The organism is Flavobacterium bizetiae, assembly GCF_024271895.1.
In the GTDB taxonomy this organism is placed as follows: domain Bacteria; phylum Bacteroidota; class Bacteroidia; order Flavobacteriales; family Flavobacteriaceae; genus Flavobacterium; species Flavobacterium bizetiae.
Genome location: NZ_CP091861.1, coordinates 1,729,741 through 1,748,801, shown reverse-complemented (window position 1 = coordinate 1,748,801; position 19,061 = coordinate 1,729,741). Strand labels below are relative to the sequence as shown.

Below are 19,061 nucleotides of genomic sequence, written 5' to 3'. Positions count from 1 at the left end.
TTTCTCTTTTGCTACCGATCTGTCGTTCCTACGGAACTATTATTTTTTTGGCTTTCATTATTTCAACGGAATAAATTCCGTTGCTACCAATCTGTTGTTCCTACGGAACATTTATTTTCAATTAAACTCTTAATCAATAAAAACACGTTTTTCGAATCCTCCGTAAAACCTTTATTTTGCAGGCACCGGTGAGATGCTTGCGCTAGCTGTAATATTCAAAGCAATTTCGTTTAATGATCGAAGTAACTCATTTATATTATTTTTTGCCGAAACTTCATTGGCTAATCGTAACCTTTTTGCCCCAATAAGTGCATCTGACATTTTAGCGCTCCCCGATTGTTTAATATTCTTACTAAACTTTAATTCATTTTTGTAATAAAACTTATACTCTATTGTAGTTTTGACCGTAAAAGTCGTACCAAAAAAAGGTTGATCTACAGAGATTAAATTAATTTCAAGAACCCAGTCGTCATCATTTGTAATCGAATCTATTTTCGAAAATATTTCAGATTCAATAACAGACTTTTTAAATGCCTCTTCAAAATTTTCATTAGAAATCTTAGACGTCCATAATGGATTTGTTTTTTTTCCGCCTGTAACAGATTTTATGTAAATTTTATCTCCAATTTTTTTTTCTGCTTTATAATTTTTAACCGTCATCCCTTCAATGCTTGCTGACGAAGCACATTGCGTAAGTAAAATTGAAAGAAAGACCAATAAACCTAAATATTTTAATTTCATATTAATTCTTCAAGGACAACTATATTTTCTTTATATAAATTTTTACACCAATACTGGCGCCACTCTCGGCTTATAATCCTTCGCAACTTCAGCAATTAATCGAATATGATCCGGAGTTGTTCCGCAACAACCACCAATAATATTGATTAAATTATCGTCTAAATATTCTTTGATGAATGCCTGAGTCTGTTCCGGTGTTTCATCATATTGTCCGAATGCGTTTGGTAAACCTGCATTTGGATGCGCCGAAACATTAAAACTTGTATGCTGCGCTAATGTTTTCAAGTATGGTTTCAACAAATCAGCTCCAAGAGCGCAATTGAATCCTACACTCAATAACGGAATATGTGAAACTGAAATCAAAAACGCTTCAACAGTTTGTCCTGAAAGTGTTCTTCCTGAAGCATCCGTAATTGTTCCTGAAACCATGATCGGGATATCAAGATTACGTTCGTCTTTTACTTCTTCAATAGCAAAAAGTGCCGCTTTTGCGTTTAAAGTATCAAAGATGGTTTCTACCAAAAGTAAATCGCAACCTCCATCCATTAAGGCTTCTACTTGTTGTTTGTACGCAATACGTAAATCATCAAACGTTACAGCTCTGTAACCCGGATCGTTTACATCTGGTGACATACTTGCCGTACGGTTTGTTGGGCCAATTGAACCGGCTACAAAACGTGGTTTATCCGGATTTTTGGCTGTAAATTCATCGGCTACTTCTCTGGCAATTTTAGCCGATTCGTAATTTAATTCGTAAACCAAATCTTCCAGGAAGTAATCGGCCATACCGATTGTCGTTCCTGAAAAAGTGTTGGTTTCTACGATGTCTGCGCCAGCTTCGTAATAAGCGGCGTGGACATCGCGGATCGCTTGTGGTTGTGTTATGGATAGTAAATCGTTGTTTCCTTTTAATGGATGCGGGAAATCTTTGAAACGCTCTCCGCGAAAATCTTCTTCGGAGAAATTATAGCGCTGCAACATGGTTCCCATTGCTCCATCAAGGATTAGGATATTTTTTTTTATTGCTTCCTGAATTGTTATTGACATATCTTTTGACTTTTAGCTGCTAAGACACTAAGGCACTAAGTTGCTAAGTTTTTTATTTAATTATAATTTCCGTTTTAATAACCTGTCGGTTTTAATACGATTTTGATTCACATTAATTCCAAAAATTCACTTTGTTGGCTTATTAGCCCCGATTGAAGTGGAAATCCTTTTGCTTTTTTCTTTAAAAAGTAAAAGATTGCAACGAAAAGCGGGAACGATTGATGGCAAAAATGCGCCAATGATTCGCTCATGATACCAAAGTGAATTCGGTAAAATTATATTGTAAGTTGTCAGGAAGAGTTTTGAGAAATACTTTTATGTATTTGTGTTATCTATCTTAAATACTATGATCAGTATAAAGTAGAATGTAGCACCTTCTTTATGATAAAGGGTTGCTAAGGTTTCATTGGGTCTTTTCCCTCCACCTTTCGTGATAACTTTCAGTAATTTTAAGAACAGTGCAAAGTAAAGACATAACCTGAACAATTGCAAGTGTTTTTTAAAGTTTCTAAGTGGCTAAGATTCTGAGGGTCTAAGTTTCTTTTTTTAAGGTGCTGAGAGACTAAGATTCTAAGATACTGAGTTTATAAGTTTAATATTTTACTTATATTAAAAGCTCCAGCGGAGCGTAATATTTATAAAAAAATTATCCCCACAAAATAAAGCTCCAGCGGAGCGACATAGGGATCATGTTTTGAACATAATATTTCACCCCGCTGGGGCTCTATTTAAAAATTCAATTATGCCATTCTATAAATATATCATCCCTCTGGGATTCTTAATAATCAGTAAATAAAAAAAGCCCAAACTTTAAAAGTTTGAGCTTTCTATATAAAAATCTTAGAACCTTAGTCGCTTAGCAACTCAGAACCTCAAATTAAACAATCGCCTTAACAACTGCTTTTGGAGCTTCTTTACGAGTTCCGTCGAAACCGTCTACACCAGAAACTGTTGTATATTTCAATACGTATTTTTTACCTGGATTGATGATTTGGTATGCTGCCTGGCACATTAAAGTTGCTTCGTGGAAACCACAAAGAATTAATTTTAATTTTCCAGGGTATGTATTAACGTCTCCAATAGCAAAGATTCCCGGAATATTAGTCTGGTAATCTAATGAGTTATTTACTTTAATGGCATTTTTCTCGATTTCTAATCCCCAGTCTCCAATTGGACCTAATTTTGGTGTTAATCCGAAAAGTGGAATAAAGAAATCTGTTTCGATTTTACGGTGTGCACCGTTTTCTTCGATATCTAATGATTCAACGTGCTCAGCACCATTGATTCCGATAACTTCTGCTGGTGTAATTAATTTAATTTTTCCGGCAGTTTTTAATTCCTGTACTTTTTCTACTGAATCAAGAGCTCCTCTAAATTCATTTCTACGGTGAATTAAAGTTACTTCTGAAGCAACATTTGCTAAAAAGATACTCCAGTCTAATGCTGAATCTCCTCCTCCTGCAATTACAACTCTTTTATCTCTGAATTTTTCAGGATTTTTGATAAAGTATTTTACTCCTTTATCTTCATAAAACTCGATATCTTCGATAAGTGGTTTACGAGGCTCAAAACTTCCTAAACCTCCTGCGATAGCAATAACAGGCGCGTGAAATTTAGTTCCTTTATTTGAGGTTACGATAAAACTTCCGTCTTCTTGTTTTTCGATCGTTTCAGCACGCTCTCCTAATGTATAACCTGGCTCAAATTGTTTAATTTGTTCTTGTAAGTTATCAATTAAATCTCCTGCTAAAACTTCCGGGAAACCAGGAATATCATAAATAGGTTTTTTAGGATATAATTCAGAAAGTTGTCCTCCTGCTTGTGGCAAAGCATCTAGGATATGACATTTTAATTTTAATAATCCTGCCTCGAAAACGGCAAATAAACCTGTTGGTCCTGCTCCAATTATAAGTATATCTGTTTTAATCATTATGTTGTTGTTTATAATCATTCTTAATAATACAAAGAAACGAATAATATATTCTAATGTCAAATGATTTTTATCATTGATTTCCTTGCGAAATTTTTTACTCTTTATTTTTTAATGAAGCGGCAATCTCCTTCATCCATCGGTTTAAAACCCGACGCTACAATATAAATCGTTCCTTCGGAACCTCTTATCTTACCTTTTATTTTTCAATGAATCGGTAATCTCGTTCATTCTTTTAACCTTGTCTTCAAAATTGCCTTTTAAAGTTTTCCTGTATTCATTGAGGTTTTCGACCATTTTATTGATATCCTCAGGAATAACTTCTTCAAAAAATTCCCGTAACCTTTTGGCGGTTGTTGGTGATTTTCCGTTAGTTGAAATCGCAATTTTCACATTTCCTTTTGTTACGATTCCACCTAAATAGTAATCGCATAAATCTGGCGTATCGGCAATATTGCAAATCAAATAACGCTTTCGGGATAAGTCGTATACCTTTTTATTGACTTTTAAATCATCGGTACAAGCAATAACCATATGACGTTTTTTGAGCATTTTCTTTTTAAACTTCGATTTTGTTAATGTAACCGAAGGATGTTTCTCAGCCAAAACCTTTATTTCTAAATGGAAATTTGGCGCTACGACCTCAACATTTGCATTAGGACTAGACTTTAGTAAAAAAGAAAGCTTTTCTAATCCTACATTTCCTCCTCCAACAATCAAAACGTTCAAATTGTGAAGTTTTAAGAATATTGGATATAATTCGTTTTGTTCCATTTTAATTTAATTTCATCTAAACAAAATTAGATGATTTACCAATGAGATGTTCCTGATGGAACATTTTTCTTTGGCAACATTGGGTTGATCAACTCCGTTATTGTCATGCGTACATCGGTTTAATCCCGAAGCCTCGGGACGATGCTACAATATTTCACCGTTCCTTTGGAACTTTATCGCACAATTTCTTTTGATAGAAATTCTTCGTAAAATCCTTTTAGTTTATTGCTTTCGCGAACCACTTCTCCTAAAACAATAATAGCCGGTGAACTCAATTCTTTTTCCTTTACAACATTCAGAATCGAATCTACGGTTCCAACTCCTACTTTTTCATCAGAAGTTGTTCCGCTTTGAATGATCGCTACGGGTAGATTTCCTTTATCTTCTTTTTGGAATAAATCGATAATCTGAGGCAATTTGTGCATTCCCATCAAAATAACTACTGTTGCAGAAGATTGCGCAGCCAAAGCTACATCTGAAGATAATTTTCTGTCAGAAGTTGTTCCGGTAATCGCCCAAAAACTTTCTGAAACACCTCTTTTGGTTATCGAAATTCCCTGACTTGCAGGAACAGCAACAACTGAAGAGATTCCGGGAATTACAAACGTTTCGATTCCAAAGCTTTCTACAAATTCTATTTCTTCGCTTCCACGCCCAAAAATAAACGGATCTCCACCTTTTAAACGCACTACATTTCCGTACGTTAAAGCATTATCAACAATCAACTGATTGATTTGATCTTGCGTATAGGCGTGATTTCCTATCTTTTTTCCAACAAAAATTTTGATGGCATTTTTAGGTGCATGTGCTAATATTTCGTCATTGGCCAAGGCATCATACAAAACCACATTTGCTTCAGCTAGTGCTTTTACGGCTTTGAGCGTAAGCAAATCCGGATCGCCGGGACCTGCGCCAACTAAAGTTACTTTTGGTTTAATATTAAGCATTTGCTAATTCTTGAGCTCTGTATTTTTCGATAGTATCAAAAAATGAAATTCCTTGTTGAATATATGCTTTTGCAAATGCTTCTGAAGGCTCATTTTGATTGATTTGATATACCAATTCTCTAAATGTTGTTGGCAATTCTATTTTAGATGTTGCGATGAAAACAGTATCAAATAAGTCTACAATTCCTGCGTGATTATTTGTTTTTTCGTTTTCTGAAAGCAACAATGCTTTTGCACCATTTACAAATCCTGCATAAGCATGGTAAATAGCATCTGACCATTTTCCTTCGTCGAATGATTCCTGAGCAAACGTCAATTTGTCTTTAGCTTCTAATAATAATGTAGCAACCAAATCAATTACAACTCCTGCACATTCTCCCACTCCAACTGCTTTTACATAGTTATCTGCGTTACCCCAGTCTACGAAATCAGCTTCGGTTAAATTGGTTACGTCTGCGAAAGGTTTCAAAATTTCATAGAAATATTTCTCTCCTTTTTGATCGTAATAATTAAGGAATTTTTCTCCGTTTGCATTTGTATCAAAATCATTTAAAATGGTACGTAATGCATCTGGTCCTCTACGGCTTGGAATTTTAATTACTTTATCAGCAAAACGTCCTGATCCGTTTCCTAATCTTCCTCCTCCTAATAAAACCTGTAAAGCCGGAGCTACTAATTTTCCTGAATTGATCGACATTCCCTGAAAACCAATTGCCGACATATTGTGTTGCCCGCAAGCATTCATACAACCCGAAATTTTAATCTCAATTTCCTGATTGTTTAAATATTGAGGATATTCTGCATTTAAAACTTTTTCTAATTCTTCTGCAATACCGGTACTACTTGCAATCCCCAAATTACAAGTATCTGTACCCGGACATGCCGTAATATCTGCTGTAGAATTATATCCTAAATGAACAAAATTCAGTTTGGCTAATTCCTGATAAAAGAAAGGTAAATTCTCTTCTTTTACGTGACGTATTACAATATTTTGACGCAATGTGAAACGTAATTCGTTTGCTGCGTAATTTTTAATTAAATCGGCTAATAATCTCGCTTTATCAGTATAAAAATCTCCTAATAAAACTTTGATTCCAATAGCATAATAACCTTCTTGTTTCTGTGCAATTACATTCGATTTTTTCCAGGCTTCATATGCTTTGGTATCTTCGATTGTAACTTGTGGCACTTCTAATAAAGGTTCAGGAATTGGTCCGTCAAAAGCTGTTGTGTCGATTTCGTAAGTTTCGAAAGCGATTGCTTTTTTCTCTTTTTCAACCAAATCAAGGAAAACATCTCTTCCCATTTCTTTGATTAAGAATTTCATACGAGCTTTCATTCTTTTTGCACGTTCTCCGTATCTGTCAAAAATACGAATCACGCCTTCTGCTGTTGGAATGATTTGATTTGCCGGAACGAATTCCGTAAGCAATTCTGCATGTGCCGGCTGAGATCCTAAACCTCCTCCTAACATAATTTTGAAACCACGAACACCATCAACAATTTTAGGGATAAATCCTAAATCGTGTAAATAGCTCAAGGCTGTATCTTCGTCTGAAGATGAGAACGAAATTTTGAATTTACGTCCCATTTCCTGACAAATCGGGTTTCTTAATAAGTATTGAAACAAAGCGTGTGCATAAGGCGAAACATCAAATGGTTCGTTTACGTCTACACCTGCTAATTCGCTTCCTGTAATATTTCTAACGGTGTTTCCACAAGCTTCACGCAAGGTAACATCGTCTTTAGCCAAATTTGCCCAAAGTTCCGGAGTTCTGTCTAAACTTACATAGTGAATCTGAATGTCCTGACGTGTTGTAATATGTAAACGTCCTGTAGAATATTCATCAGAAACTTTAGTAATACGCACTAATTGTTCGCTCGTCACTTTACCGTAAGGCAACTTGATACGAATCATTTGAACGCCTTCCTGACGTTGCCCGTAAATTCCGCGTGCTAAACGAAGACTACGAAAACGCTCATCATCAATTTTTCCTCCACGGAATAAGTGAATCTTTTTTTCTAAATCGATGATCTCTTTCTGAACAATCGGATTTTCTATTTCTGTTCTAAAACTTTCCATTTTCTTTTTGCTTTTGGCTTTTAGCTATAGCTAACTTTAACTTTCTTATTTTGTGCTCAAGGCTAAGTCTATCGCATTTTATCTAATAAATCCAACTCCCGCGGTGGTATTGGTTGCTGTATCAATCAAGATAAAAGCGCCGTTTGATTTATTATCATTATAGGCATCAAAATATAATGGCTTACTTAATTTGATGCTTACTTCTCCTATTTCGTTTATCGCTAATTGCGATGCTTCTTTTGTTCCTGAATAGTCTGTTGAGATGGTATTTTTGATACTCTCTACTTTGGCTAAAACTGAATTTGTATTGTGTTGTACAATATATTTTGTTCCTGCAACCAGTTTTTTGCTATCCATCCAACAAACTGTTGTACTGATTTCTTTTTCAATTTTTGGAAGTTCTGATGATTTTACAATCATATCACCCCTTGTTACATTGATATCATTTTCTAATTCGATTGTAATCGAAGAACCTGCAACAGCTTCATCAAATTGTTTGTCGAAAAAGTGAATTTTAGAAACTTTAGATTCTGTTAAAGAAGGTAAAACCGTAACGGCATCTCCAACTTTTATTGAGTTTCCGTATAATTTCCCTGCGTATCCTCTAAAATCATGGTATTCTTCAGTTTTAGGACGAATAACAGTTTGAACCGGAAAACGCGCTTTTCCTGCTTCAAAAACATCTTCGGCATCTAATCCTTCTAAATGCTGTAAAACAGTCTGACCTGTATACCAAGGCATATTTTCTGATTGATCCACCACGTTTCCGCCATTGATTGCACTTAACGGAATATAACTTACGTTTTGTTCCTTAAAAGTACTTTTAGCGTTTAATGCCTGAAAATCGGCTTTGATTTTATTGAAAACTTCTTCAGAATAATCTACTAAGTCCATTTTATTAATGGCAACGATTACCTCTTTTACTCTCAATAAATTATTGATAAAAAAGTGACGGTAAGTCTGCTCAATAACTCCTTTTCTGGCATCAATTAAAATAATAGAAACCTGAGAAGTCGAAGCTCCTGTAACCATGTTTCTTGTATATTCTACGTGTCCCGGAGTATCGGCAATAATGTAACTTTTCTTTGCAGTCGAAAAATAAATGTGCGCAACATCAATCGTGATTCCTTGTTCTCTTTCGGCCACTAAACCATCAGTTGCTAATGAAAAATCAAGATAATCATATCCTTTTTGTTTGCTGCTTTTTTCGATTGCTTCTATTTTGTCAGTCGTCAATGATTTTGTGTCGTACAATAATCTCCCGATCAAAGTACTTTTTCCGTCATCTACACTTCCTGCTGTTGCTATTTTTAAAACTTCCATTCTTACTATATTGTTTCAGGTTTAAAGCTTCATGTTCTTTCGAAACTTATAAATCTGTATGTTTTTGTTTTTTTGATTCTAACTTTTAATTAATTCTGAATTGAACTCATAATTCACAATTCATAACTCATAATTATTAAAAGTATCCTTGTTGTTTTCTTTTCTCCATTGCAGCTTCAGAACGTTTGTCATCGATTCTGGCTCCTCTTTCAGAAATGGTAGATTCTCTAATTTCTCCTACTACTTCCTGGATTGTTGCTGCATAAGACTCAACAGCGGCTGTACAACTCATATCTCCAACGGTTCTGAAACGAACAATTCTTTCTTCGATTTGCTCGTCTTCTTCCTGATACACATAAGGAGAATGCGACCAGATTAAACCGTCTCTCAAAAAAACTTTTCTTTTATGTGAAAAATAAATAGACGGAATTTCGATGTGTTCTTTTTCGATATAACTCCAAACATCTAATTCTGTCCAGTTTGAAATTGGGAAAACACGAACGTTTTGTCCGTTTTCTATTTTTCCATTCAAAATATCAAATAACTCAGGTCTTTGATTTTTTTCATCCCATTGACCGAAATCATCACGAACTGAAAAAATACGTTCCTTAGCTCTTGCTTTTTCTTCATCACGACGCGCTCCACCAATACAAGCATCGAATTTAAATTCTTCGATTGCATCTAAAAGTGTTGTGGTCTGTAAGCTGTTTCTACTAGAATATTTCCCAGTTTCTTCAACCACTTTTCCTTCATCAATAGCATCCTGAACATTACGAACGATTAATTCTAATCCTAATTCTTCTACCAATTTGTCTCTGAAAGCAATTGTTTCAGGAAAATTGTGTCCTGTATCAACATGCAAAAGAGGAAATGGAATTTTAGCAGGAAAAAATGCTTTTTGTGCCAAACGCACTAATGTTATAGAATCTTTTCCTCCAGAAAAAAGTAAAACAGGTTTGTCAAATTGTGAAATTACTTCTCTGAAAATGTATATCGCTTCACTCTCTAAAGCGTTTGTTTTTAATACTGAACTTGAACTCATTTGATATTTTGTTTAATGCTTGATAGTTTTTCAATTTTTAGATCGCTGTGAGTTTAATCTAAAACCTATAAACTATCGTTATTCTGTGTTTTTTGTTTTTGTTTTTTCAACGAATTAAATCCGTTGGTTCGAGACGTTATCTTCTTCAATCTCTATCGGGTTGAAACCCTATCCTAAAATATAAATCTTCATTTATTGATTGGGGTGAAATTTCACATTACAATCTTCAACCTCCACCGGATTAAAATCCGGCGCTACAATATAAATCGTTCCTCCGGAACTTTAATCTATTCTCTATTTTCTTAACTCTCGCTTCTCTATTCTTTTTTAGCACTATGCAAACCACATTCTTTATGGCTTGATTCCCACCACCATCTTCCAGCTCTAATATCTTCACCAGGGAAAATTGCTCTTGTGCATGGCGCACATCCTATACTTACGAAACCTTGTTTGTGTAAGGCATTTTGAGGAACATTATTTTCTGATAAATACGTTTCTACTTCTTCTAAAGTCCATTTTAATAAAGGGTTGAACTTTATAATTTCGAAACCTCCATCGTATTCAAACAATTGCAGATCATTTCTATTCTCAGATTGTTCGGCTCTTAAACCGGTAATCCAAACTGAGTTTCCTGCCAAAGCTTTTCGTAACGGAACTACTTTTCGAATAAAACAGCACTCTTTTCTGTTTTCTACCGAATCATAAAAGCTGTTTGGCCCTTTTTGTTGTAGTAAACTTTCTACTGCAGTTGCTTCCGGAAAATATACCTCGATTGGTTTTTTGTATTTTTTTAATGTTTTATGAAAAACATCATAAGTCTCCTGAAATAATCGACCGGTATCTAAGGTAAAAATGGTAATATCAGTATTACTTTTTGCAATAAAATCTGTAATTACCTGATCTTCCTGACCAAAAGAAGTCGAAAAAATTACTTTTTCCGGATATTCATTTGCTAAAAAAACCAACGTTTCTTCCAGCGAAAAATCTTTTGTTTTATCTAATAATGATTGTATAATCGTCGCACTCATAATCTCTTTCTTTCCCTTTCTAAAAAACTTATTACAATAATTTAGATAATGTTTTTAAACTCAATAATATAATTAAAATTCCAACTGCAACCATCATTGGTTTTCTTTTGATTTTATTTACCAAATAAGCTCCTAATGGTGCTGCAATTACTCCTCCTAAAATTAAACCTATAATAACCTGCCAGCCGTGAATTCCTCCAAAAAGCATGAAAGTAATTCCGCTTGCAAACGAAATCGCAAATTCAGCTGCATTTACAGAACCAATTGTATATCTTGGATTTCTGCCGCGTCCTAATAATGTCGACGTTACGATTGGGCCCCAGCCTCCTCCGCCAACAGCATCCATAAAACCTCCAAAAGTCGCTAGATATCCAAGCTTTTTTGTTTTCTTTTTAACGATGGTTTTAGCCAATGCTTTTCTAATTATAATAACCGCTAAGACAATCATGTAAACCGCTATAAATGGTTTTATAACATCTCCGCTAATAACATCAGACAGTAAATAAGCTCCTATAACAGAACCTAAAACTCCCGGAATTAATAAATGCTTTACCAGCTTTTTATTAATATTTCCGAATTTATGATGCGAAATTGCCGACGCTCCGGTAGTAAACATTTCTGCAACGTGAACTCCTGTACTGCTAATTACTGGCGGAACTCCGTAAGCCAGTAAAAATGAAGTCGAAGTTGCTCCGTACCCCATTCCTAATGTCCCGTCTACTAACTGAGCAAAAGCTCCAATAGCAAAAAACATTAAAAAATCTGAATCAAATCCGGAAACTAATCCTTCTATCGAAAATTCAGCGTGATGTTTGTATATCAACGTGGACAACAAACCTATTAACAAAACCACAGGAATCACAACCCACAACTTTTCTTTTATCGATGCATCAGATCTAACATCATAATTAGCAATTTTTAATTCTTTTTCCATACTCAGTGGCTTGGTTTTGAGCTGCTAAATCTATTACCCTATCGGGTTAATAGATTACTATGCAAAATTAGTACTTATTTCTAAATATCAAAACATTATTTAATTTTTTTACAACTCTAATTCTCTTTTGATTAAGAATCCGGCAACTTAAAATAATATAACAAATTGGCTTGTTAAGTTAAAAATCGTATAAGTCTGTATTACAACTAAATAAACTGTCAAAGATATTCGTTTACAAATATAGTATTTTAAAGTCTACCACATCTATCGGATTATTATAAAATTGTTCTTATTTTTACGGCAAATATTTTTTCATGGATTTTCAAATAGGTCTTGTAATTGCCGGTTTAGTAGTAGGGTTTGTAGTAGGATTAACAGGTGTGGGCGGAGGCTCCTTAATGACTCCGATTTTATTATATTTTGGAATTCCGCCAACGACAGCAGTTGGAACTGATTTATTATATGCTGCGTTTACCAAAATGGGAGGTGTATTTGTGCATCATAAAAAAGGAAACATCAACTGGAAGATTACGGGATGGCTTACTTTAGGAAGTGTCCCTGCCGCTTTATTGACTTTATGGATCTTAAACAGCATCAAAACCGATATTTCGACTATAAATTCGGTTATAAAATATAGCTTAGGCTGGGCATTGCTTTTTACTTCTATTGCAATTTTATTCAAAAAGAAGCTTTTAAGATATTCTCAAAAACACGCCGGAGATAAATTTCACAGCGAAAGTCATACTCAAAATATGCTGACTATTGGGATTGGGGTTTTACTTGGAGCAACCGTAACCTTAACTTCTATTGGTGCCGGAGCATTAGGTACCGTAACTTTATTCTTTCTATATCCGCTTTTGCCAACACCTCGTTTGGTAGGAACTGAGATTGCTCACGCTGTTCCGTTAACGCTTGTTGCCGGAATTGGTCATGCTTCAATGGGAAATCTTGACTTAGTTTTACTAGGCCAGCTCTTATTAGGATCGCTTCCCGGAATTTTTATTGGAAGTATGTTAAGCGGAAAAATTCCTGACACATTACTTAGAAATGCTATTGCTGTAATGCTTTTTCTAGCAGGATACAAACTGATTTTTTAAGACCTTTCTTTCACCATTTAAGTGATATAAGTTCATTTTAGACTTTGCCGCATAGCTTAATTAAATGAACTTATATCACTTATATGGTTTAAATTTTTCCTTTAAAATGCAATATCTGCCAAGGAATTACTTTCTAGTATTTTAAGTGTATTATCTCTAACTTCCATCATTAAACGTCTTGCTGCGCAAGTAGTTTCGTCATCACAATCGTCGCATCTTTCATAAAAATTATGACTCGCACAAGGTAGTAACGCAATTGGACCTTCAAGGATTCGGTATACTTTGGCCATACTGATATCTTTTGGATCTTTTATCAGATAATAACCTCCGCCTTTTCCTTTTTTAGCGCCAAGGAAACCAGAATTTCTAAGCAATAACAATATACTTTCTAAGAATTTTATCGAAATATGTTCACTTTTAGCAATTTCGGCAATTTGTACAGGTTCATTATTTTCACGTCTAGCCAAATAAGTTAAAGCCTTAATTCCGTATTTTGTTTTCTTTGAAAGCACTTATATATATTTTAGATTGTAGAATGTAAGTTTTAGATTTATTCCTAAAATTACAAACTTCATATTTTTCTGCAACAAAAATAAGCTTTTTGAATGAGAAAAATAACACAATGAAAAAGTAAGTTCTACTAAATTAGTATAGTTAAGAAGAATGACGTTTTTTAACGGTATAGAATTTACAATCAAAAACCGCTATTAGTGTAAAGATTTTAAAATATCACTACAAACTAAAGCAGCATTATTTTCTATTAAATACAATTGGTGAGAATTATCTTTGAGAATTTCACTCTCTAAATCCAAATCCAAAAACCATTTTGAGATAAGCTTATTAGGATCTTTTTCTCCAAAATATAATTTTATAATACTATTTGGAGCTTCCGTTTCGTATCGTAGTCTTGTTGACGAAACTGCAAATAAATGCGTGATATCTAATCCTTTTAAAGATGCTTTCCAGGCAATTGTTCCTCCGATACTAAATCCCAGAACCATTATTTTTCCTGTTTCTAACTGAAGTAAGTTTTCAACTGCTTTATCAATTCCTCTTTTTAAAAGCTGATCATGAACATCACTTTCGATAAAATTATCTGAGGGAATATTTGCTAATTCAAGAACATCATAATATTGAATCTCAAATTTAGATTCCAGTACTTCTGAATACATTTTTATCCATTCCGGATTGTTTCCTCCAAATAAATCCGATAAAATCAGTAATCTTGGTTTCATATTGAAAGAGCAATGATTGTCAGACTGAGCGAAGTCGAAGTCACTAACCTGGCTTCGACTTCGCTCAGCCTGACATATATATCATTAAAATTATTTAATCCAGCGCTTGCTTTAAATCAGCAATAACATCTGCTACTGTTTCTAAACCTACAGAAACACGTACCAAACCTTGAGTAATTCCCACTGCTAATTGATCTTCTTCAGACAATTTACTGTGCGTTGTAGAAGCCGGATGCGTTACAATTGTTTTTACATCGCCAATATTTGCCGAAAGAGAACATAATTTAATCTTGTCCAGAAATTTTCTTCCTGCTTCAAGACCACCTTCAATTTCTATCGCAATAATATTACCGCCTAAAAGCATTTGTTTTTTGGCAATTTCATATTTTGGATGAGATTTCAAAAATGGATACTTTACCGTTTTTACATTTGGATGGCTTTCTAAAAATTCAGCTACTTTTAAAGCATTTTCACAATGTTTATCAACACGAACTGCCAAAGTTTCTAAACTTTTCGACAAAACCCAAGCATTAAATGGCGACATTGCCGGTCCTGTATTTCTTGAAAACAAGTAAATCTGACGAATTAATTCTCCTTCACCCACTACAACTCCACCTAAAACACGACCCTGACCGTCTATTAATTTTGTTGCAGAATGAATTACTAAATGCGCCCCGTATTTAATAGGCTGCTGAATATATGGTGTAGCGAAACAGTTATCGATTATTAAAATCAAATTGTGCTTTTTTGCAATTGCGCCTAATAATTCTAAATCAATTACATCAACACCTGGATTTGTAGGCGTTTCAGCATATAGAATTTTAGTATTTGGTTTAATAAAACTTTCTATTGTTTCGGGTTTATTGATATCAAAATAAGAAGTTTCAATTTTCCATTTTGGAAAATAAGTCATGAACAACGCGTGAGTTGATCCAAAAACACTTCCTGCAGAAACAATATGATCTCCTGATTCTAACAATGCAGCAAAAGTAGAATATATTGCAGCCATTCCGGTTGCAAAAGCATAACCGGCTTCGGCACCTTCCATCGCACAAACCTTGTCAACAAATTCTGTTGTATTTGGATTGCTAAAACGAGAATAAATATTGCGGACTTTTTCTTCGGTGAAAGAAGCTCTCATGTCCTCTGCGTCTTCAAATACAAAACTTGAAGATAAAAACAAAGGTGTTGAATGTTCCTGAAATTGTGTTTTTTCTAAATGTGTACGTATGGCTAGAGTTTCAAAGCCAAATTCTTGTTCGTTCATTTTTTTTGTTTTTTTGTTTCAGGTTTAAAGTTTCAGGTTACGCGATGAGCAAAATCTTCATCTTAAACTTAAACAAGTGAATCTTTACAGCCAATCTAAAAATTCTCAAATTGACTCATTTTATAATTTTATAATGCTTCGTTGTTCAGTACAACTTTGTAATTGATCGTAGCTGTTGGTTCAACCGTTTTAGAAACGGAGCAGTATTTCTCGAAAGAAAGCTGTGCTGCTTTTTTTGCTTTTTCAGGATTGATATCTCCTTCCAAGTAAAAAACCACATTGATTACTTTAAATGGTGTTGCTTCTCCAACTTTTACGCGTTCTCCTTCTACCTCAGCATTAAATGCTGTTATTTCCTGACGTTGTTTTTTTAATATCGAAATCATATCAATAGCGCTGCATCCTGCAACTCCCATTAATACTAATTCCATCGGACTTGCACCTAAATCGCTTCCGCCAAATTCGGCTCTGCTATCAACATCAACTACATGTCCACGTTCATTTTTGAGTTTAAAATGAAACGCGTCGTTTACTCTGTTTAAGGTTACTTTCATGTTTTTTTGTTTTCCTAAGTTATTTGTCTTTTTTATCTAATTTACCCCAATAATCTAAAACGTGTTTTTTAGACTCTGCATCTAAAGAACTGAAATTGGGAGAAAATTTATCTGTCTTAAAATTATCCGAAATACTGGATTCAATCGTATAAAACTGATCTTTTTGAGAAAGGATTAAATGAACTGATTGTTGTTTGAAATCAGCATCATAAAGTCCGTAAATAAAAAGAGCATCAACACTTTTATCTTTATTATAATCTCCAAAAGCTTTTCTGCTTCCCCATGCTGATATAATTCCTTTATGATTTACTTCAAGAATAGATTTTACAATCCATTTATCATTGACTTTTGTAAACCGCTGAAAATACATTTTATCAGGATTGGCGTTTTTTTCAATCTTCGAAAAAATAAAAACATTATCCTCGTTCCCAACAGAGCTTACCTCATCTATCTGAATTGCCCTAACTCCCTTATATGGAAAAATTTCCTGTGTATAACTGTCTTTATTTCTGACAACATTAGAAATTTGAGCCGTTAAAATATTCGAGAACAATAATAAAATTAATATGTTTTTCATTCCTTGATTCCTTAATTAATTGAATTTTAACAATCTAAAATCTCCAGTCTAAAATTTAAAATCAAATTACCCTTTATCAGATAATCTCAAGATATCTCCAAAAACTCCTCTTGCTGTTACTGCAGAACCTGCACCGGCTCCCTGAATAACGATTGGACGATCTCCGTAAGATTCTGTATAAATTTCGAAGAAAGAATCAGATCCTTTTAATCCGCCTAAAGCAGTATCAGAAGGCACTGAAACTAGTTTTACTTCCAGAATTCCTTTGTCATTTTGCAAATCTCCAGACAACTCACCAATGTATCTTAATACGTGATTTGGCTTTTGATCTGCTTTTATTTTATCATAAATAGGGTCGAATTCTTTTAGTTTTGTCAGGAAATCAGAAACATTTCCTTCGCGTAAATGTTCCGGAATTAGATTTTGAATTGAGATTTCTTCAAACTCATTTTGCAAATCTAATTCTCTTGCCAGAATCAATAATTTTCTTCCTACGTCATTTCCGCATAAATCTTCACGCGGATCTGGTTCTGTATATCCGTTATCAATTGCTTCTTGCAAAATCTGACTAAACGGAGCATCTTTTGCAGAGAAATTATTGAATAAATAACTCAATGTTCCTGAGAAAACTCCTTTTATTTTTGTGATATTTTCACCCGAAAGGTGTAATAATTTTATCGTATCAATTAATGGTAAACCTGCACCAACATTAGTTTCGTACAAATAATTCTTTTGGTTTTCGGCCAAAGCTTTTCTTAATTCTTTATAAAAGCCATAGCTTAACGTATTGGCTACTTTATTCGAAGAAATCAAATCAAAGCTGCCTTCTGCAAGCGTAATATAATTTTCTACAAAAGCAGCACTTGCCGTATTATCAATTGCTATCAGGTTTTCTAAATGATGCTGACTTGCATACTCAATTACATCGTTTATGGTATACTCTAATCCGCCTTTTTGGATATCATTTTTCCAGTCAGCAGTTACTCCGTTTTTATTTAAAAGTAATTTCTTCGAATTCGCAATTGCAAAAACATTCAGCTTAATGTCTTTACGTTTTTCAATTGCTGCTGCAGATTCCAGGATTTGATTGATTAAAGTTCCGCCTACTAATCCGTGACCAAAAATCGCAATGTTGATTTTCTTAGAAACTCCAAAAATCTCTCCGTGAATTACGTTTAAGGCTTTGTTTAGTTCTGCTTTTTTAACCACCAAACTCACGTTTTTACCCGTAACGGTGTTGTTAAACAATATTGGAACTATTTTATTTTTGATTAAAGCGGTATAAGGCTTATGAAAAGTACTTAAATCCTGACCAATGATCGAAATTACCGAAACATTATCCGTAACCGTAATTTGGTTTACATCTTTAGAATAAAAATCATTTTCAAACTCTTTCTCTAATTCGACCATTGCAGTTGTTGCTTTTTCTGTCGCTACAACAAGCCCAATGCCTCTTTCTGAAGAACCTTGCGAAATGATGCTTACACTGATGTTATGATCGCCCATTACTTTAAAAATTCGGGCATCGACTCCGGCTTTCCCTAGTAATCCACGTCCTTCAAGATTAACCAATGATACGTTTTCTAAAACCGATAGGGTTTTAATTCCTTCTTTAGCAGAATCTGAAGTGATTAAAGTTCCGCGGTTTTCATGATTGAATGTATTTAAAATACGAAGCGGAATATTTTTTTCTAATAGAGGAATTATGGTTTTGGCGTGCAAAATTGTGGCACCAAAATTCGCCAATTCGTTCGCTTCATTAAAAGATAAAAATTCGATTTTTTTAGCATCAGCAACCAAATCAGGATTTGCTGTATAAATTCCGTCAACGTGTGTGAAGTTTTGTAATTCTTCGGCATTTAAGTAATTAGCAATTAATGATGCAGTATAATTACTTCCGTTTCTTCCTAAAGTTGTGGTGTCGTTATTGTTGTTTGAACCTATAAAACCCGTTACAATATTTACAGTTGAACCATTATGTTCTTTAAAATAATTGATCACGTTTTTCTTCGAAAGTTGCTCTAATGGTTGTGCATCACCAAATTTAGAATCGGTTTTTAATAAATCTCTCGAATCAACGAAATTAGCCGGAACGCCTTTTTCTTTTAAAATAGATGTTAATAATTTAGCCGAAAGCAATTCGCCTTTAGATAAAATCTGATCTTTGATTTTGTTGCTGTAATCTCCAATTAAGCTAACGCCTTCAAAAAGCTTTTCTAAAATATTAAATTCTTCAGATAAATCTACTTGCGGATAATCTGAAACTTGATAAGTTTTAAAATTCTCAAATAATGGTTTGTAATTACCGTTTTTTGCAGCAAGTTTTAAAATATATTCTAATTCATCTGTAGCATTTCCGCGAGCCGAAACGACAACAGCAATTTGTTCTCCTTGATTTACTTTATCAGAAATGATTGAAACTACTTTGTTAAGTCCTTCTCCGTTTGATAACGATTTGCCTCCAAATTTTAATATTTTCATT

The 19,061-nt window shown here is 34.1% G+C and carries 17 protein-coding genes and 1 riboswitch; of the genes, 1 reads left to right on the top strand and 16 read right to left on the bottom strand.

The window, feature by feature from the left end; genetic code table 11:
- Positions 1–171: 171 nt before the first annotated feature.
- The 10 genes from L0669_RS07790 to L0669_RS07745 form a co-directional block, all read right to left on the bottom strand.
- Positions 172–741: a hypothetical protein gene (locus L0669_RS07790; protein ID WP_263762543.1), complete on the bottom strand. Its 570-nt coding sequence runs from the start codon at positions 739–741 to the stop codon at positions 172–174.
- A 42-nt stretch (positions 742–783) separates the two neighbouring features.
- A complete protein-coding gene (locus L0669_RS07785; RefSeq protein WP_173970913.1) occupies positions 784–1,788 on the bottom strand; it encodes a homocysteine S-methyltransferase family protein in 1,005 nt (334 codons plus the stop codon).
- Between the two features lie 325 nt (positions 1,789–2,113).
- Positions 2,114–2,228: riboswitch (SAM riboswitch) on the bottom strand.
- A 437-nt stretch (positions 2,229–2,665) separates the two neighbouring features.
- A complete protein-coding gene (locus L0669_RS07780; protein WP_263762541.1) occupies positions 2,666–3,718 on the bottom strand; it encodes an NAD(P)/FAD-dependent oxidoreductase in 1,053 nt (350 codons plus the stop codon).
- A 192-nt stretch (positions 3,719–3,910) separates the two neighbouring features.
- Positions 3,911–4,492, bottom strand: a complete 582-nt coding sequence (locus L0669_RS07775; RefSeq protein ID WP_263762539.1) for a precorrin-2 dehydrogenase/sirohydrochlorin ferrochelatase family protein — start codon at positions 4,490–4,492, stop codon at positions 3,911–3,913.
- 173 nt (positions 4,493–4,665) lie between these two features.
- Entirely contained in the window at positions 4,666–5,439 is a 774-nt protein-coding gene (cobA, locus tag L0669_RS07770; protein WP_263762537.1) for a uroporphyrinogen-III C-methyltransferase, read from the bottom strand.
- Complete coding sequence (locus L0669_RS07765; RefSeq protein ID WP_263762535.1) at positions 5,432–7,522, bottom strand: HEPN domain-containing protein; 2,091 nt, start codon at positions 7,520–7,522, stop codon at positions 5,432–5,434. The genes cobA and L0669_RS07765 overlap by 8 nt, the downstream gene beginning before the upstream one ends.
- Before the next feature lie 78 nt (positions 7,523–7,600).
- On the bottom strand, positions 7,601–8,845 hold the full coding sequence (locus tag L0669_RS07760) for a sulfate adenylyltransferase subunit 1 (RefSeq protein WP_263762533.1): 1,245 nt from the start codon (positions 8,843–8,845) through the stop codon (positions 7,601–7,603).
- 136 nt (positions 8,846–8,981) lie between these two features.
- Positions 8,982–9,887: a sulfate adenylyltransferase subunit CysD gene (gene cysD / locus L0669_RS07755; RefSeq protein ID WP_173970907.1), complete on the bottom strand. Its 906-nt coding sequence runs from the start codon at positions 9,885–9,887 to the stop codon at positions 8,982–8,984.
- Between the two features lie 317 nt (positions 9,888–10,204).
- The gene (locus L0669_RS07750; RefSeq protein ID WP_263762531.1) at positions 10,205–10,915 is read right to left on the bottom strand and encodes a phosphoadenylyl-sulfate reductase; all 711 of its coding nucleotides are present in this window, start codon (positions 10,913–10,915) and stop codon (positions 10,205–10,207) included.
- 31 nt (positions 10,916–10,946) lie between these two features.
- On the bottom strand, positions 10,947–11,849 hold the full coding sequence (locus L0669_RS07745) for a sulfite exporter TauE/SafE family protein (RefSeq protein WP_263762529.1): 903 nt from the start codon (positions 11,847–11,849) through the stop codon (positions 10,947–10,949).
- Between the two features lie 314 nt (positions 11,850–12,163).
- Between L0669_RS07745 and L0669_RS07740 the strand changes: the two genes are divergently transcribed.
- Positions 12,164–12,946, top strand: a complete 783-nt coding sequence (locus L0669_RS07740) for a sulfite exporter TauE/SafE family protein (RefSeq protein ID WP_263762527.1) — start codon at positions 12,164–12,166, stop codon at positions 12,944–12,946.
- A gap of 101 nt (positions 12,947–13,047) precedes the next feature.
- On the opposite strand, the gene L0669_RS07735 is transcribed toward L0669_RS07740, so the two are convergent.
- The 6 genes from L0669_RS07735 to thrA form a co-directional block, all read right to left on the bottom strand.
- Entirely contained in the window at positions 13,048–13,458 is a 411-nt protein-coding gene (locus L0669_RS07735) for an RrF2 family transcriptional regulator (RefSeq protein WP_055097114.1), read from the bottom strand.
- A gap of 195 nt (positions 13,459–13,653) precedes the next feature.
- Positions 13,654–14,181, bottom strand: coding sequence for an alpha/beta hydrolase (locus tag L0669_RS07730; protein WP_263762525.1), 528 nt, complete (start codon positions 14,179–14,181; stop codon positions 13,654–13,656).
- Between the two features lie 94 nt (positions 14,182–14,275).
- Positions 14,276–15,448, bottom strand: coding sequence for a trans-sulfuration enzyme family protein (locus L0669_RS07725; RefSeq protein WP_173970903.1), 1,173 nt, complete (start codon positions 15,446–15,448; stop codon positions 14,276–14,278).
- A 128-nt stretch (positions 15,449–15,576) separates the two neighbouring features.
- The gene (locus tag L0669_RS07720) at positions 15,577–16,002 is read right to left on the bottom strand and encodes an OsmC family protein (RefSeq protein WP_173970902.1); all 426 of its coding nucleotides are present in this window, start codon (positions 16,000–16,002) and stop codon (positions 15,577–15,579) included.
- Between the two features lie 19 nt (positions 16,003–16,021).
- A complete protein-coding gene (locus L0669_RS07715; RefSeq protein ID WP_263762523.1) occupies positions 16,022–16,579 on the bottom strand; it encodes a hypothetical protein in 558 nt (185 codons plus the stop codon).
- Positions 16,580–16,645: 66 nt separating this feature from the next.
- Positions 16,646–19,060, bottom strand: a complete 2,415-nt coding sequence (gene thrA, locus L0669_RS07710; RefSeq protein ID WP_263762521.1) for a bifunctional aspartate kinase/homoserine dehydrogenase I — start codon at positions 19,058–19,060, stop codon at positions 16,646–16,648.
- Position 19,061: the final 1 nt, after the last annotated feature.

Coding starts and splice junctions, on each gene's coding strand:
- thrA (WP_263762521.1), bottom strand. CDS start 19,060: ATGAAAATATTAAAATTTGGAGGCAAATCGTTATCAAACGGAGAAGGA.
- cysD (WP_173970907.1), bottom strand. CDS start 9,887: ATGAGTTCAAGTTCAGTATTAAAAACAAACGCTTTAGAGAGTGAAGCG.
- L0669_RS07720 (WP_173970902.1), bottom strand. CDS start 16,002: ATGAAAGTAACCTTAAACAGAGTAAACGACGCGTTTCATTTTAAACTC.
- L0669_RS07715 (WP_263762523.1), bottom strand. CDS start 16,579: ATGAAAAACATATTAATTTTATTATTGTTCTCGAATATTTTAACGGCT.
- L0669_RS07745 (WP_263762529.1), bottom strand. CDS start 11,849: ATGGAAAAAGAATTAAAAATTGCTAATTATGATGTTAGATCTGATGCA.
- L0669_RS07730 (WP_263762525.1), bottom strand. CDS start 14,181: ATGAAACCAAGATTACTGATTTTATCGGATTTATTTGGAGGAAACAAT.
- L0669_RS07725 (WP_173970903.1), bottom strand. CDS start 15,448: ATGAACGAACAAGAATTTGGCTTTGAAACTCTAGCCATACGTACACAT.
- L0669_RS07790 (WP_263762543.1), bottom strand. CDS start 741: ATGAAATTAAAATATTTAGGTTTATTGGTCTTTCTTTCAATTTTACTT.
- L0669_RS07785 (WP_173970913.1), bottom strand. CDS start 1,788: ATGTCAATAACAATTCAGGAAGCAATAAAAAAAAATATCCTAATCCTT.
- L0669_RS07765 (WP_263762535.1), bottom strand. CDS start 7,522: ATGGAAAGTTTTAGAACAGAAATAGAAAATCCGATTGTTCAGAAAGAG.
- L0669_RS07750 (WP_263762531.1), bottom strand. CDS start 10,915: ATGAGTGCGACGATTATACAATCATTATTAGATAAAACAAAAGATTTT.
- L0669_RS07780 (WP_263762541.1), bottom strand. CDS start 3,718: ATGATTAAAACAGATATACTTATAATTGGAGCAGGACCAACAGGTTTA.
- L0669_RS07760 (WP_263762533.1), bottom strand. CDS start 8,845: ATGGAAGTTTTAAAAATAGCAACAGCAGGAAGTGTAGATGACGGAAAA.
- cobA (WP_263762537.1), bottom strand. CDS start 5,439: ATGCTTAATATTAAACCAAAAGTAACTTTAGTTGGCGCAGGTCCCGGC.
- L0669_RS07740 (WP_263762527.1), top strand. CDS start 12,164: ATGGATTTTCAAATAGGTCTTGTAATTGCCGGTTTAGTAGTAGGGTTT.
- L0669_RS07775 (WP_263762539.1), bottom strand. CDS start 4,492: ATGGAACAAAACGAATTATATCCAATATTCTTAAAACTTCACAATTTG.